Genomic DNA, 13733 nt, shown 5'->3' with positions numbered 1-13733 from the left:
CTATCAGGTACTTAAAGTTCCTGTTAAACAGTCTTAGAAATTTTATCAGCGTCATTAATGCTTCTCAAATTTTGAAAATGGAATACCTACGAGGCGTTCGAGTTGTGAATAAGTATTAAAAAATTCGGTGCGAAGTTCTTCGTAAATCAGGCTGTATTTCGTTTTTAATTCGGTGTTTGTTCCCAATTGATCCAAGGTTAACTCCCCTTGCCGAAAGCGTTCTTCGGCCATCTCCATAATAAGCGAAGTAGATTCATTGGTCTCAGCGAGGATGGAGATTTTGCGCTGAATCATCAGCAACTTTTGGTATTCGTTAAAGATCAACTCTCGGATGTTTCGAATAGCTTCTTCTTTTTTAGCAATGGTACTTTCCAGCCATGCTTCTGCCGCACCGATGCGATCTTTGCGACCTATCACCGTAGAGAGCGGTACTCGCAACCCTGCCCCGACGAGATACCCAAGTAATATAGCCGAACCATCTGGATTAATATTAGCTCCCAGTGTACCACCCTGATATTGACCTGTAACGTAGATATCTCGTGCCCAATCCTTTTTTGCTAAGCTTACCTCATATTCTCTTAGTTTTACCTGAGCGTGCCAGTACTTTACTTCTGGCGAATGCGCTATGGCTGTATCGATCAGTTCATTAATTGGAGGCAAATAGTCGAGTAGATTTACAAAAAGGGAATCCATGTTCATGGCATTGCTTTGAGCTTTTCCGTTGCCAGCTTGGGCCCAAGCGCCAACATGAACAATGACGAAAAATATTATGAAGAAGTTCCTAAACATTTTCTTTTTGCAATAGAGCAGGTATGGTTCGAAGGATAAGTTTTATATCGTTCCAAAAAGAGAAATTTCTGGCGTATTGATTATCTAGAGCTTTTCGCTCCTCTTCGCTCATATTCGATTTACCTCTCTTTTCTACTTGCCAAAGACCAGTAATACCGGCTGGGGCCAGGAAGCGCTCGCTCCAGTCGTCTGATGTCAGTTGCTCAGCTTCGTACAGGGGCAGAGGTCTGTTGCCTACAATCGACATATCACCTTTCAATACATTAATGAGCTGAGGCAACTCATCGATCGAGGTATTTCGGAGGAAGGCGCCGACTTTAGTTACACGAGGGTCGTTTTTGATTTTGATAAAAGTTCCGGCAGTACTTTGTTTTTTTAATTCGCGATATTCCTCTTCAGAGAGGGGTGTACCGTCTTTGTGAATGAGAGTAACGGTAGAACCAAATTTTTTCTTGGGTTGAGTCGTATTTACTTGTGCTTCAGCTGCATGCTGTTGTTCAAGCGCGTACTGATTCAAGTGCAGAAATTCTTTAAGTCGCCTATCGGCATCTACATACATGGTTCTCAACTTGTAGAAGTCAAAAATCTTATAGCCTGTACCTACGCGTTTTGATTTGTAAAATACCGGCCCTTTTGATTCTAATCGAATAGCTATTATGGCTAAAAGGAGAATAGGTGATGTAATTAAGAGTGCCAAAGAAGCAAATACAATGTCGAAAATGCGCTTTGCAAGAGGAATCTTGTACTCTTTCTGCGCAATGTGAAAAATTTTATTCTTTTGGGCGAGTTCTATGCTCTTTAAAAAGTCTATTCGCTCGATGACCATGTCTGGATCCAGCGGTTTTTGATAGATATCGGTGACTTTTTCCTTTAAAAAAAGTCGTTTTGTGTAGTTGCCAAAGTGGTAGTCTACTATGACAAAGGGAACGGATTTAGACAGAATAAAATCTTTGTAAAACTTAAACAGCTCAAAGCCATTCATGCCTTTGAGTGACTTCTCGCATATGATCAAATCTGGATTGCAGTCGTTCTTTGTAACATAGTTATCAAATTGTACAGCGTTTTTAAAGGAAATAAATTCGACATCCTCTCGATTATTAAATGCTTCTAAAACTTGGGGATCTTCTCCGATGTAAATGATTTTGCGCTTTGGACTAGAAGTAGATGCGCTTGGGGTAGGCGCTTCTGACTGTATTGGCTGATCGGGGGCTTTTATGTCAGACTGCATGATGTAAGAATTAAAGGTATCGGGTTTTTAAGAGCGGATGCGTACCAGGTTATTTATGCGCAGAGCCAGTTCCTCAGGGTTGAAGGGTTTGATCAGATAATCATTAGCCCCCAGTTTTAGGCATTTTATGCGCTCAGCCGAGGAGTCTTCGCCTGAGAGTACAATTAAGGGAATGTCCTGAAAAAAGGCACTTTCACGCACGCGTTTGATGTATTCAAACCCATCGATCTCAGGCATATTGAGGTCGGCGATCACCACATCAGGTATGTTGCCATCGTACATCCACTCGAGAGCTTCCCGGCCATTTTCAAGAGCGATCACTTCGTATTTGTCTTTTAGAAACTGTTCGAGCAGCTTTCGCATTACTGGCTGGTCGTCTATTATTAGAACTTGTTTTTTTGACATACTTCTCAGGCATTTACCGGTTTCTCAGTTGTTTGAAAACCTCGTTGAGTACATTCTGAACTTCCATTACTTTCGATTCTAAATCAGGAGTAGGCGCACCTGACTTTCCGATTTTCTCTACATCGCGAATGGTTTGCTGAATGCCTGGAATCTCAAAGAGATCGATTGATGGTTTGATTTTGTGTGCAAGGTTGCCCATATCTACCCAACGACCTTCTTTAAAGGCCTTTACTAAATCATTTAGTTGCGTTGGTGTATGTTCCAGAAAGGTTTCAATCATAGAATCGACGAACTCTGACATTCCGCCAGAGAGTTCTTCCAATTGTCGTAAGCTAAATAAATTTCCCATTGGTGAATGTTTATTTGAGGATTATTTCTTTGTTTTTAATCAATCTGTAAATTGTGGACTTGCCAATATCTAATCGCTTGGCTACCTCTAAAACATTGTTGTCGTATTTTTCGAGGTAGTACTGAATGATCTTATTGGTGAAGTCGCGCAATGTGCCCGACTCGTGTAATAAGTCCTGAATGTTGTTGTTTGAGTTTGTAAAGTTGATGTTTTCTTCAGTAATTTTTCCATCGTCAGACATCACTACCGCTAACTCTATGATCGCTTTTAATTCACGAACATTTCCCGGCCAATGGTATCTGAGGAGTTTTTCTTGAGCTTCGGGCGTGAAAACTACTTTTTCCATTTTGTTTTCCTTAGCAAACTCATCGGCAAAATGCTTGGCTAAAATAAGTATATCATTACCGCGTTCGCGGAGAGGAGGCAATTCGATCGGCAAGCCAATTAACCGGTAGTACAAGTCTTCTCTGAATCTTCCGGCTTTAACTTCTTCCTGGAGGTTGCGATGTGTGGCTGAGATGATGCGCGCATCGATTTTTACAGGAGTATTGCTGCCGATACGGGTTACTTCTTTTTCCTGTAATACCCTTAGCAGTTTTGCCTGCAGATGTAGTTCCATCTCACCTATCTCGTCCAGGAAAATTGTTCCTCCATTAGCTTCCTCAAATTTCCCGATTCGTCGATTTATCGCCCCTGTGAAAGAACCTTTTTCATGACCAAAGAGCTCACTTTCAATCAAATCTTTGGGTATGGCTGCGATATTTACGGCTACAAAGGGCTTTTTACGGCGAGCGCTGTTGTAGTGTATAGCTTTAGCGACCAATTCTTTTCCGGTTCCAGTCTCACCGCATATACTCACGGTGATATTGGATTGACTTGCCTTTTCTATCAGTTTAAATACGCGTTTAATGGCTGGGCTATTGCCCTTTATGTTAGAGAAGTCGTATTTCTGATTTACTTCTTCGCGCAGGCGGTCAATTTCGTCTTTGAGCTTAGCATTTTCGCGGATGTGTTTTACGACATTCCAAATGCGCTCTTTAGTGTCTTTGTCTTTTACGATGTAGTCGTATGCGCCTTCTTTCAATAAGGTAACAGCCGTAGTAATATCCTCTTGACCTGAGACGATAATAACGGGTATCTCGGGGTATTGCTTTTTTATGTCTCTCAATACGTTCGCACCACTCATATCAGGTAAGGTGTAATCGAGGCTTATAACGTTGGGCTTTTTGTAGAGATTTTCTAAAAGTTCTCTTCCTGAAGTAAACAATTCTACCTCATAATCTGGATTTAAAGACAAATGATGCTTGAGCAGTTTACCGTAAAACTCATCGTCTTCGACTAAAAAAATCTTAAATGCGCTCATTTAATCATTTTGTGGAAAAGTGTTTCAAAAATGGAAAATTTTTTAGTATCGTACAAATTATTTTTTGAAACTTTTCAGAACAGAAAACAGTTCTAAAAATCCTGATTCTAAAACCTTCACTGGCCTGAAGGGAATTTTATTCCTTAAGAAGTAATAACCGAACACAATGCCACTGCCGTAAGTGATGATCGAAACCATCGCTACACCGGTCACACTGTCAAAAACCTTGATGGCAATAACATCACCTACCACATTCACAGCTGCCATAAGCATCACTTTATAGAAGTTTAACCTTTGTAAATCAAAAACTTCCAGGGCAATCCCACTCAATCGATCAAGAGGAATAAGCGCAGTATAAATGGCGAAAATTTTCAACAAAATAGACGCGTCGAGATATTCCTTGCCTGCTAGTGCAATGACTAGCCAATCCGAAAAAATCAAAGTAGCTATCGCCACTGGTAGTACAATGAGAAACAGCAATCCCGTTTGCACTTCGTATTCCGGCAGAAAGGCAGCTTCGCCTTGTTGTTTGCGCACAGCTATAAGCTTGGGGTAAGCCGTAGAAACCAGCGAGCGAATGGGAATATCGAGCAAGCCAAGAAGTCGTTCAGGTACATTGTATCGAGCTACGGGAGCAGGCCCCATAAAAAACATCAGCAAAAAAGTATCTGTACTTTTCAAGAGATTACTGCCTAAAAGGGTGCCCATGCTGTATTTACCAAAATCGTACAATGATCGAATATGCTGCCCTGTGCCTTTAGCAAAGTGCTTAATTCCATTCCATTCACTGGCTGAAGTAAACATTCCAGCCACTAACCAACCACCTACGTATGACCAAAGTATGAGTTCGAGGCCGGTGCGTGTATAGTAATTTATCAAGCACCCCAAAAAATAGATAAACTGGGATATACTTCGCGTCCAGAAAAGTCGGTCGAAACGGTTGTAGGCATTCAGTAGCCACATCGCCATGGTGTTTGGTTGGCTTACAATTGACACTAGCCAAAACCACTTGCCCACGAAGACTAATTCCGGAGAAAAGTGCTTTTGAAAAACAAGAAAGAACACACTGATGGGAATGGATACTCCAGCTGAAATCCACAAGCCAAAACGCCAGGCTGCACCGGTGAAGGCATGTTTTTCCTCCTCCGTGTCACTCTCGCCAATGCGTTTTATTAAAGCATTGCTGAGCAACCCACTTCTTACCATGTCGAAGAGGGTAAATACGGTCATAAAGAAGACCCAAATACCCAACTCTGTGCGCTCAAGTGCCCTTGCCAGCAAACCAAAACTCACCAAGCCGAGCACTGCAGCTGAACCATTGCCCAGCAGACTCATCAGCTTATTGCTGCTGTAGAGTTTTTGCACAAGTTTTCTCATTCGGAAAAGGATGTTACATGAAATCCCTGAGTCGGTGACGCGACTTCACGCGTATGCCTTTTTCGGTCTGTTCGACCAAGGCTGTTTCGGTATAAGCGTCGTGTTCGAAAAAGAGAATCATGTTTTCTTCTAAAGCCATTTGTAGCACTTCGGCTTTCTCTTGCATGGTGAGTAGAGGTCGCACATCGTAGGCCATTACCCATGGCATGGGTATGTGATAAGAGGATGGCAAAAGATCGCCCATGTAAAAGACAGTGCCTTCAGGTGTTTTGATAATTGGAAGTATCTGAGCCTCGGTGTGACCATTTGCTACATACATTTCAATTCCCAATGGTGTAGTACTGCGCCCAGCAGGTAGTGACAGCAGGGTGAGCTGTCCGCTGTCAACGAGTGGTTGAATGTTTTCTTTCAGAAAGGAGGCTCTTTCTCGGGCATTGGGATTTAAAGCCCATTCAAGATGCCGCTCGTGTATCCAATAAACTGCATTGCTGAATGTGGGCTCGAAGCCCTTACCGTCAGCACGACGGCGAACAGCGCCACCACAATGATCGAAATGAAGATGTGTAAGAACAACATCTGTAATATCATCAGGCGAAAAACCGGCTCGGCGAATACTACCCAATAAAGTATCCTCACCGTGCAGATAATAAAAGCTGAAAAACTTTTCATCCTGTTTGTCGCCAATGCCGGTGTCGATGAGGATGAGTCGATCCCCATCTTCTACCAGTAAGCAACGCATAGCCCATGAGCACATGTTGTTTTCATCCGACGGATACACTTTGATCCACAAACTTTTAGGTACTACGCCAAACATGGCGCCCCCGTCGAGCTTAAAATTTCCTGTATTTATAACGTGTAAATACATAACCTAAAACAAAATTTGCCGTAAAATTAGTCTTAAGGTTCATCGATGACAGCCAACACTTTTAAAATATCCGCATTTTCTTTTCTGCGCAATGCCGTGTATTACGACTTACCTTTTGTTGAATCCATATTATCTGTTTTACCGATAGTAGATGAATTTGTAATTGCTCTGGCTATAAGCGACGACACTACTCTGGAAATATTACAATCGTTACATTCTGAGAAAATAAAAATTATCCACACCGATTGGAAAGTTTCTGAATTTCCAAAAAATACTGAGTACGCCCGACAGACCGATATCGCTAAAATACATTGTACTGGCGATTGGCTACTTTATGTTCAAGGCGATGAAGTGTACCACGAAGACGACTTACCAAAACTGCTTCAAATTCTTAATGAAGCCCAGTCTATTTCAGAAGCAGAGGGCATTTTGGTGCAATTTTTCCACTTTTGGGGTGATTATGAACATATACATCGGTCTCATGCTTGGTACAAAGAAGAAATTCGCCTGATTAGAAACCTACCACAAATTCACTCTTGGCGCGATGCACAGAGCTTCCGATATTATCTTAAAACTCCTACTTCAGCTACTGATTATATGTCGAAGTCGCAGTCGCGAAAGCTGCGCATAGTGCGCTCTGATGTGCGTGTTTTTCATTATGGACATGTAAAAAAAGCAAACATTCAGCTGCGAAAGGTGCAAGATGCCCACGCAACCTACACGGGCAACAATAGAATCTCCCAAGCCTTTAATTACGGCAGGATTGCTGATGTGCCTGTCTTTGAGGGAACTCATCCAGCGGTGATGCGCGAGCGCATTCACGCTTTTATGAACTCACCGGAAAAACCAAACATCTACGACAAGCCAAATCCGGCTCTTCACAAGCACGAACGCTTCAAATACAAACTGCTTTCTTTTCTGGAAAACCGCTTTTTGGGCGGGAAAACGCTTTTCGGTTTTAAAAATTACACCTTGATCAAATAGCCTTTTTTCCTTGCCCAATGCAGTGTTAAACCGCAAAAAACTTAGAAAAATCAGTTTTGTACCTTACTTGAGCGAATACTTTTGTTAATGCAACTTAACATACATTACAATGAGATATGTATCGCCAGCTGAGGCTGTATCAGTCGTTAAATCAGGGCAAAGAGTTTTTTTACACGGCAGTGCTGCCACTCCCCAAACACTTATAAAGGCACTAGCTGCTCGCAAAAATGAACTTGAAAACGTAGAACTCATCAGCATATCTACTCTGGGCGAAATGCCCCTTGCTGCCCCTGAGATGGAAGGGCATTTTTACATCAACTCTCTTTTTGTATCGGCCAACATTCGCCAGGCAGTCAATAGCTCAAATGGAGATTATATACCCATCTTCTTGAGCGAGATAAGCCGCTTGTTTGAAATGGGCATCCTGCCGATCGATGTTGCCTTTATCCACGTATCACCTCCCGATAAACACGGCTTTTGCTCGTTGGGTACCAGTATAGATGTGGCTCGATCAGCCGTTCGACATGCTAAAATGGTGATTGCACAGGTAAATCCAAAAATGCCACGAACACATGGCGATGGCATCATTCACTCAAAAGACATTCACATGGCTGTGTGGTGCGAAGACGAACTACCTGAAGTTGACTACCGAAAAGAAATAGGCGAATGTGAAATAAAAATCGCGCATCACATTGCAGCCTTAATCGATGATCGCTCGACTATACAAATGGGTATAGGCAGTATACCCGATGCCGTGCTTATGGCTCTTACGAATCACAAAGATTTAGGCATACATACTGAAATGTTTTCGAATGGGGTAATGGAGCTGATGCGCAAAGGTGTAATCACGAATGCGTACAAAAAGAAGCATCGAGGTAAGGTGGTGAGCACCTTTGCTATTGGAGGTCGCGAGTTGTATGATTTTATGGATGATAACCCATCGTTTCGCTTTTTGGAAGCCAACTATGTGAATGATGGGGCAGTGATACGGCAAAATCCGAAAATGGTATCCATCAATTCAGCTATTGAAATCGACTTGACAGGCCAGGTTTGTGCTGATTCAATTGGCACCTATCAATTCTCAGGTGTAGGCGGTCAGATGGATTTTATGCGCGGGGCTGCGCTTTCTGAAGGTGGAAAACCCATCATTGCAATTGGTTCTACTACGGGTAAGGGGCTGAGTAAGATAGTGCCTACACTGCGGCCAGGGGCTGGTGTAGTTACTACTCGAGCACACGTGCACTACGTAGTGACTGAATACGGAGTAGCCTACCTGTATGGAAAAAATTTGCATCAGCGCGCATTAGCCCTTCGCGACATTGCTCACCCTGACCACAGAGAGATGCTTGACAAGGCTATTTTTGAACGGTTTAAATTAAAAAAACTCGCTTAAATATCCATCCAAAAAAAACCCGCCGGCTACTTACCGTCGGGTTTTTTTAAAAGGCTTTTGTGTTTCTATGGGGTATAGACCTTAGCCGTGTTCACATTACTACCATTGTCGGTATACCAGAGTGGGTATACATTACCTCCACTCTGTGCCCAGGGTACAAACTGATAGTACACATTTACTATATCTTCTTTTTCAATGGGATACTGCCAAATCTCAGGAATTTCGATCGCCCACGGCAGGCCGGTTTTACTGGTGTAGTTAAGAAATCCAACTGTTCCGGTATTGTCGTCGATAGTGCCAAAGAGGGCTGTATTAGCCAGGCTAGTAGGCGCATATCCCGCAAGATGTACCTCACGTCCACGATTTTGGTTTACGACGATGAATGGGTTGATATCACCAAAGTTTAGAATCGGAATGGGTGTAGCAAAATTGATAGTTATCTGGCGCTCAATTGGAGCTACAAACGTTTGGCTCGGAACAGTGTTAACGAAGGGAGAACCTGGATTGGGTAATGCTGTGAAAGCATTGTCAAAAAAGATTACCACTGCCTTGTTTTGACCAAGCTCAGTGCCATTAGGAGCATTGTTTGTAAAGCCGTTCAATAACTGTCCGCTGACTGATTGAATGGCAGAGGGAGCAAAGTCGAATTGGATACCGAAAGCATTGCGTTGAGAGGCTCCTATGGCTACCACCTTGTAGTTCACAAACATTTCAACAGCACTCATATTGGCGTTGAGCACAGTTTTGGTTCTAGCGTGGAGGACAAGGTCATTAAAGTCAAAGTCACCGTAAGCTGGCCATAGGTCTTCGAAAGCCCAAGTTACGTAACCAGTTTGAGAAGGATAATAGAGATTGTATGCGCGAAGTGGATCGTTGGGATATTCGTCGATGTTGTCGGGCACGCCATCGCCGTCGGCATCAGCGATAGCTGGTGTGCCAAAGCCCTCGGGATTACAAGGTGAAGTAGGGATGAAGTTGTTACAACCGATGCTGGCTGGCGGTACGATAGCACCATTGTTAGCCACAATATTGTTGGCACAAAGTTCCACATTACCGGCTATGCCCCCCGAACTGTTTATGGTAAGCGGGCCAGGAATTACGATGCTTGAAGTAGTTCCATAGGCCTGAATCACTTTGTTAAAGTAAGTGTTTCCGGTACCTCCTTTGATCATGGCCCCGTCATAGAGAATGATGTTGCTGCTTGAGTTCACGTACAATTCGTTGTTGCAGCGCATGTATGAGCAGTTTTCCAGTTTGCCGTTGAAGTGGAAATTGTTGTTAGCTGTCATGGAGCAATAGTTGGTCACATCAGAAGAGCTGTTGAAGTGAATGGTATTGCCTGAGGCGACCTTGCCATGGTTGAGGAATTTGTTGTTGATATTGATGTTGGAGGTAACGTTTATTTCTCCGTAGTTTACGATATCAGATCCAGAGTTGCAGTTAAATTGGCCGTTGATGGTGAGGATACCCTGATTGTAGACCTTTCCGTTAGGTGAAAAACTTGAAGTAATGTTTACATTATTGCTCCAGTTGCGAAAGGCGGATGTGTTTCCATTGAAATTGATGTTGCTCGCTGTAACGGTAGCTCCCGGGTTGATTTCAAGAGATGCATTAGAGCTGGCATTGAAGTAAGAAAAATTCACAGCAGCACCCGAGCAAATGCGCACTTGCACGTTGCCACCGATGTTAAATCCACCAGTGAAATTACCTGTGATACAGATAATCTCATTGTTCCAGAAATTTCCGTTGTAATTGCTTTGATTGTTGAGCGTAATAGTGCAGCCTGTGCAGCCATTTGGGTTGATCTGTGTTTTGCGTTGAGGGCGACCAAGTTTTTTAAAGGTGAAATTGACTTTACCCTCATGCACCGTAGCTACACGCATGTCGCGAATGCCATTCGGGTAATTAACTACTACATAGGCCTCTTTTAAAGCTCGATTTACTTTGGCTTTAACGGTTTTTGTTTCATTCTTCGCCACAATCACAACGGCTTTTGGCGATGTACCTGCGCTGGGGAAGCGGTCGAAAAGTTCTACTTTATACTTATTGTTGCCAAACATCTCGTCGTCGATTGTAGCAATGAATTCGATTTCTTTGGTAGCCGAAAAATCAAAACCTTCAGGAACTTTGAGTTCTTTCATTGATGTAACTGAAGAAGGTGGGTCTATGTCTGTTTTGTTATCTTTCTTACACTGATTAAAAATGTTCAGTGAAATGATGATAATGGCTGTTAATTGAACAAATTTTTTCATGATGCACGTGGTATTCCTTTCCACATATTTTCGAAACTGTTATGCCAATAATACATCTTCTTGATTTTCAGAATTATTAACAAAATCCGGTTTAAAACAGATTTCCCAGTAGCGGAAAATGAGTTTAAAATTTGGAAAAAAATTATTTTAAATCAATGCTTCGGGCGATGACTTCCATTTCCATGAGCATGTTGCGCTTGTTTTGGCCCACAGCCTGCATAAAAGCATCGATAAAAACCATCAGTTTGCGGTCTTCATCAAAGAGGACGAGGGTATAGAAAGGTCCGCCAAGAAAATCGTTGACCGATTTAAACAATCCGCGCATTTCGGTAGTGAGTCTTCCATTGAGGTTGTAAGTGCGGCTCAAAGGTCTAATCGTAGTATCTACTACCGTGTAACTACCTGGACGCGAAGCTTGTGTGTGAAGGATGGTGAGTGAGTCGCGTATCTCTATGATTTTCCATTCGTCAGGCAACTCTCCATCTGGGTCCCAGGGACGCGTGTGTACCATGATGACATGGTGGGTTTTAGCCGATTGTGCGAAATACATGCTGAAGTTGTCTTTGTGCACCACACGCGAATAGCCAGGTGGCATTAGGATTTTGAGTTTTTGGTTTTTAGTAGCGTCTTGCCACTTGGCACCTGATTTCAACAAAGTGAGACGCGTACTCTTAAGGTCTTGGGCTCTGAACTTTTCAAAGATTTCTCGACGGTGACGGGCAGTGAGATTGTAAATATCCTGAAAAGTGGTGTAGGTAATCAGAGCAACATTTTGTGGCTTAGCATACAGATTTCTAAACCAACGAAATCGAGCAGTGTCTGATTCTTCGACAACGATGATGGCTTTGTTGCGCTGTATGACGTTTTTAAAGTTTGCAGGATCAACCCGCATGATCGAAAAATATGGCTCAGGCTGTGGCAGGCCGGGCTGTGGGCGGAGAAGCTCATTTTTTAGTGGATTCAAGGCGCGTGAATTCCACACTTTTTCGGTACACACAAGTATTACCTCACATCTAGCACCGGTGCTCGAGGGTAAAATTTTGGTTTGTTCACTTTTAGAGGGTTTAGAGCTTTCGCCTTCTTTGGCCGATTGACAGCCTACGAAGAGCAAAAAAGCTATGAGTATGAGGGCTGCAGAGGATCGCTTCAATTGAGGTAGATTTTCAATTTCATTCCAGACTTGAGGTCGCGAGCATTCTTCAGGTTGTTCCATGCCATTAGATCTTCAACACTCACACCTTCATAACGCTTGGCAATGCTGTAGAGTGTGTCGCCAGGATTGACTCTGTAGTATTCCACTTTTCCTTCTGATTTCTGTGGTTTTGGTGAGCTGTCGCTATGATGCCGTATCACAGGAACCGCAGTAGGATTCGAAGTATTAGCAGTGGTATTAAAAGCAGTAGCACTTTGTACAGGTGCGGCAGCAGGTGTTGTTGTGCGTTTGTAAATGGTGAGTTTTTGATTGGCATAAATGTTATTTCCCTTTAGTTTATTCCAAGCGCGTATGTCAGACATACTTACATTGTAACGACGGGCTATGGCACCAAGTGATTCACCTCTCTTAACCTTGTGAACAATGCGCGTGCGCTGAGTGAGGTCGGGTGTGTCGTCGCCAGGCTTCAGGCGGCTTGCGATTTCAGTATAGCTTCTGGTATTTTCACGCAAAAAGGCGTATATAGTGTCTTCGTTGGCGATAAAAAGTCCCCACTTATGGCGCGGAAGGGCAACGAAGTATTGGTCGCGGTCATTGGACGGAACGATATTCTGGCGGTATTGTGGATTAAGGAATGAAAGTAAATCGATGGGCATGTCGAGAATTTCAGCTAAATGACGAAGGTCAATAGGCTCTCGCACGACTACGGTGTCGAGATCGTAGAAAGTAATGGCCGGTTCAAGGGGATAGATGCCGTGTTCGTGGGCGTAATTAATTACATAATTCACTGCGATAAAGGCCGGCACATAACCGGCCGTTTCGCGTGGCAGATAGGGTCTTAGTTCCCAGTAGTTGGTCTTACCTCCACTGCGACGTATGGCTTTAGTCACGTTGCCGGGGCCAGAGTTATAAGCTGCGAGGGCAAGGTCCCAATCGTTAAACCAGCGGTGTAGTTGTCGCAAGAAGCGGGCTGCTGCTTCGGTCGATTTATAAGGATCGTTTCGCTCATCTACATAACTAGTGATTTGCAAACCCATAAGCTTGCCGGTGGAGTAGATAAATTGCCACAAGCCTTGGGCTCCGGCTACTGAAGTAGCTCTTGGGTTGAGTGCTGACTCCACCATAGCGAGGTATTTGATTTCAAGGGGCATGTTGTATTTGTCAAACACCTCTTCGAAAATGGGAAAGTAGAGCTGCGACAGGCCCATCATTCGGGCAACGAGCTGAGGCTTTCGCAAGTACATCTCGATGTATTGTCGCACCTCGCGATTGTATGTGAGGCGAAGAGGAGTTTGACTATTTAGCCGGCGTATACGAGTTTCAAATACACTGTCGGGTATCTGGCTGACGTCGGGGTTATATTCCTTGGTGCGCACTACAGTTTGGTCGCTCTTAAAAAGATTCAGTTTAAAAAGTTCGTCGAGGGCTTTGGCAAAAGGGTCGTCGCTTATATCAAGTCGAAAGGTAGTAGAGGAATCTTGGTAAATGACCAAACTGTCGTTTACATCGACTTGCGCTATTGAAATGATGGGTAACAAAAGGGGAAACAAAGAGAGTAGAATCCTACGCAGCATT

The 13733-nt window shown here is 43.3% G+C and carries 12 protein-coding genes; 2 read left to right on the top strand and 10 right to left on the bottom strand.

What is annotated here, in order from left to right:
* Nucleotides 1-54 precede the first annotated feature (54 nt).
* From EIP89_RS08620 to EIP89_RS08590, 7 genes are read right to left on the bottom strand one after another with little or no spacing between them, the layout of a single operon-like run.
* The gene (locus EIP89_RS08620) at nucleotides 55-789 is read right to left on the bottom strand and encodes a TolC family protein (RefSeq protein ID WP_124398276.1); all 735 of its coding nucleotides are present in this window, start codon (nucleotides 787-789) and stop codon (nucleotides 55-57) included.
* Nucleotides 782-2017 (bottom strand): sugar transferase, encoded by a 1236-nt coding sequence (locus tag EIP89_RS08615; RefSeq protein WP_218019357.1) that lies wholly within the window; start codon nucleotides 2015-2017, stop codon nucleotides 782-784. The genes EIP89_RS08620 and EIP89_RS08615 overlap by 8 nt, the downstream gene beginning before the upstream one ends.
* Nucleotides 2018-2044: 27 nt before the next feature.
* Complete coding sequence (locus EIP89_RS08610) at nucleotides 2045-2422, bottom strand: response regulator (protein ID WP_124398275.1); 378 nt, start codon at nucleotides 2420-2422, stop codon at nucleotides 2045-2047.
* 13 nt (nucleotides 2423-2435) lie between these two features.
* On the bottom strand, nucleotides 2436-2771 hold the full coding sequence (locus EIP89_RS08605) for an Hpt domain-containing protein (protein ID WP_124398274.1): 336 nt from the start codon (nucleotides 2769-2771) through the stop codon (nucleotides 2436-2438).
* 10 nt (nucleotides 2772-2781) lie between these two features.
* The gene (locus EIP89_RS08600) at nucleotides 2782-4134 is read right to left on the bottom strand and encodes a sigma-54-dependent transcriptional regulator (protein ID WP_124398273.1); all 1353 of its coding nucleotides are present in this window, start codon (nucleotides 4132-4134) and stop codon (nucleotides 2782-2784) included.
* A 57-nt stretch (nucleotides 4135-4191) separates the two neighbouring features.
* Nucleotides 4192-5511 (bottom strand): oligosaccharide flippase family protein, encoded by a 1320-nt coding sequence (locus EIP89_RS08595; RefSeq protein WP_124398272.1) that lies wholly within the window; start codon nucleotides 5509-5511, stop codon nucleotides 4192-4194.
* A gap of 13 nt (nucleotides 5512-5524) precedes the next feature.
* Nucleotides 5525-6376, bottom strand: coding sequence for an MBL fold metallo-hydrolase (locus EIP89_RS08590; protein ID WP_124398271.1), 852 nt, complete (start codon nucleotides 6374-6376; stop codon nucleotides 5525-5527).
* Between the two features lie 45 nt (nucleotides 6377-6421).
* On the opposite strand from EIP89_RS08590, the gene EIP89_RS08585 reads away from it, so the two are divergent.
* Entirely contained in the window at nucleotides 6422-7360 is a 939-nt protein-coding gene (locus EIP89_RS08585) for a glycosyltransferase (protein ID WP_124398270.1), read from the top strand.
* A gap of 109 nt (nucleotides 7361-7469) precedes the next feature.
* Nucleotides 7470-8753 (top strand): acetyl-CoA hydrolase/transferase family protein, encoded by a 1284-nt coding sequence (locus tag EIP89_RS08580; protein ID WP_174706047.1) that lies wholly within the window; start codon nucleotides 7470-7472, stop codon nucleotides 8751-8753.
* A 65-nt stretch (nucleotides 8754-8818) separates the two neighbouring features.
* Here the strand turns inward: EIP89_RS08580 and EIP89_RS08575 are convergent, their stop codons facing one another.
* From EIP89_RS08575 to EIP89_RS08565, 3 genes are all read right to left on the bottom strand, one after another.
* A complete protein-coding gene (locus tag EIP89_RS08575; RefSeq protein ID WP_124398268.1) occupies nucleotides 8819-11005 on the bottom strand; it encodes an LruC domain-containing protein in 2187 nt (728 codons plus the stop codon).
* A 142-nt stretch (nucleotides 11006-11147) separates the two neighbouring features.
* Nucleotides 11148-12155 (bottom strand): DUF4837 family protein, encoded by a 1008-nt coding sequence (locus EIP89_RS08570; protein WP_160160570.1) that lies wholly within the window; start codon nucleotides 12153-12155, stop codon nucleotides 11148-11150.
* The gene (locus EIP89_RS08565; protein WP_124398266.1) at nucleotides 12152-13732 is read right to left on the bottom strand and encodes a LysM peptidoglycan-binding domain-containing protein; all 1581 of its coding nucleotides are present in this window, start codon (nucleotides 13730-13732) and stop codon (nucleotides 12152-12154) included. The genes EIP89_RS08570 and EIP89_RS08565 overlap by 4 nt, the downstream gene beginning before the upstream one ends.
* Nucleotide 13733 lies beyond the last annotated feature (1 nt).

Origin of the sequence: Thermaurantimonas aggregans (assembly GCF_003851885.1) — a bacterium.
Taxonomy (GTDB): Bacteria; Bacteroidota; Bacteroidia; order Flavobacteriales; family Schleiferiaceae; genus Thermaurantimonas; species Thermaurantimonas aggregans.
This window is presented reverse-complemented; position numbering and strand designations above follow the sequence as displayed.

What these genes read in the sequence shown, in the direction of transcription:
- EIP89_RS08605 (WP_124398274.1), bottom strand. Translation starts at nt 2,771, where the DNA reads ATGGGAAATTTATTTAGCTTACGACAATTGGAAGAACTCTCTGGCGGA.
- EIP89_RS08580 (WP_174706047.1), top strand. Translation starts at nt 7,470, where the DNA reads ATGAGATATGTATCGCCAGCTGAGGCTGTATCAGTCGTTAAATCAGGG.
- EIP89_RS08590 (WP_124398271.1), bottom strand. Translation starts at nt 6,376, where the DNA reads ATGTATTTACACGTTATAAATACAGGAAATTTTAAGCTCGACGGGGGC.
- EIP89_RS08610 (WP_124398275.1), bottom strand. Translation starts at nt 2,422, where the DNA reads ATGTCAAAAAAACAAGTTCTAATAATAGACGACCAGCCAGTAATGCGA.
- EIP89_RS08615 (WP_218019357.1), bottom strand. Translation starts at nt 2,017, where the DNA reads ATGCAGTCTGACATAAAAGCCCCCGATCAGCCAATACAGTCAGAAGCG.
- EIP89_RS08600 (WP_124398273.1), bottom strand. Translation starts at nt 4,134, where the DNA reads ATGAGCGCATTTAAGATTTTTTTAGTCGAAGACGATGAGTTTTACGGT.
- EIP89_RS08575 (WP_124398268.1), bottom strand. Translation starts at nt 11,005, where the DNA reads ATGAAAAAATTTGTTCAATTAACAGCCATTATCATCATTTCACTGAAC.
- EIP89_RS08595 (WP_124398272.1), bottom strand. Translation starts at nt 5,511, where the DNA reads ATGAGAAAACTTGTGCAAAAACTCTACAGCAGCAATAAGCTGATGAGT.
- EIP89_RS08585 (WP_124398270.1), top strand. Translation starts at nt 6,422, where the DNA reads ATGACAGCCAACACTTTTAAAATATCCGCATTTTCTTTTCTGCGCAAT.
- EIP89_RS08565 (WP_124398266.1), bottom strand. Translation starts at nt 13,732, where the DNA reads ATGCTGCGTAGGATTCTACTCTCTTTGTTTCCCCTTTTGTTACCCATC.
- EIP89_RS08620 (WP_124398276.1), bottom strand. Translation starts at nt 789, where the DNA reads ATGTTTAGGAACTTCTTCATAATATTTTTCGTCATTGTTCATGTTGGC.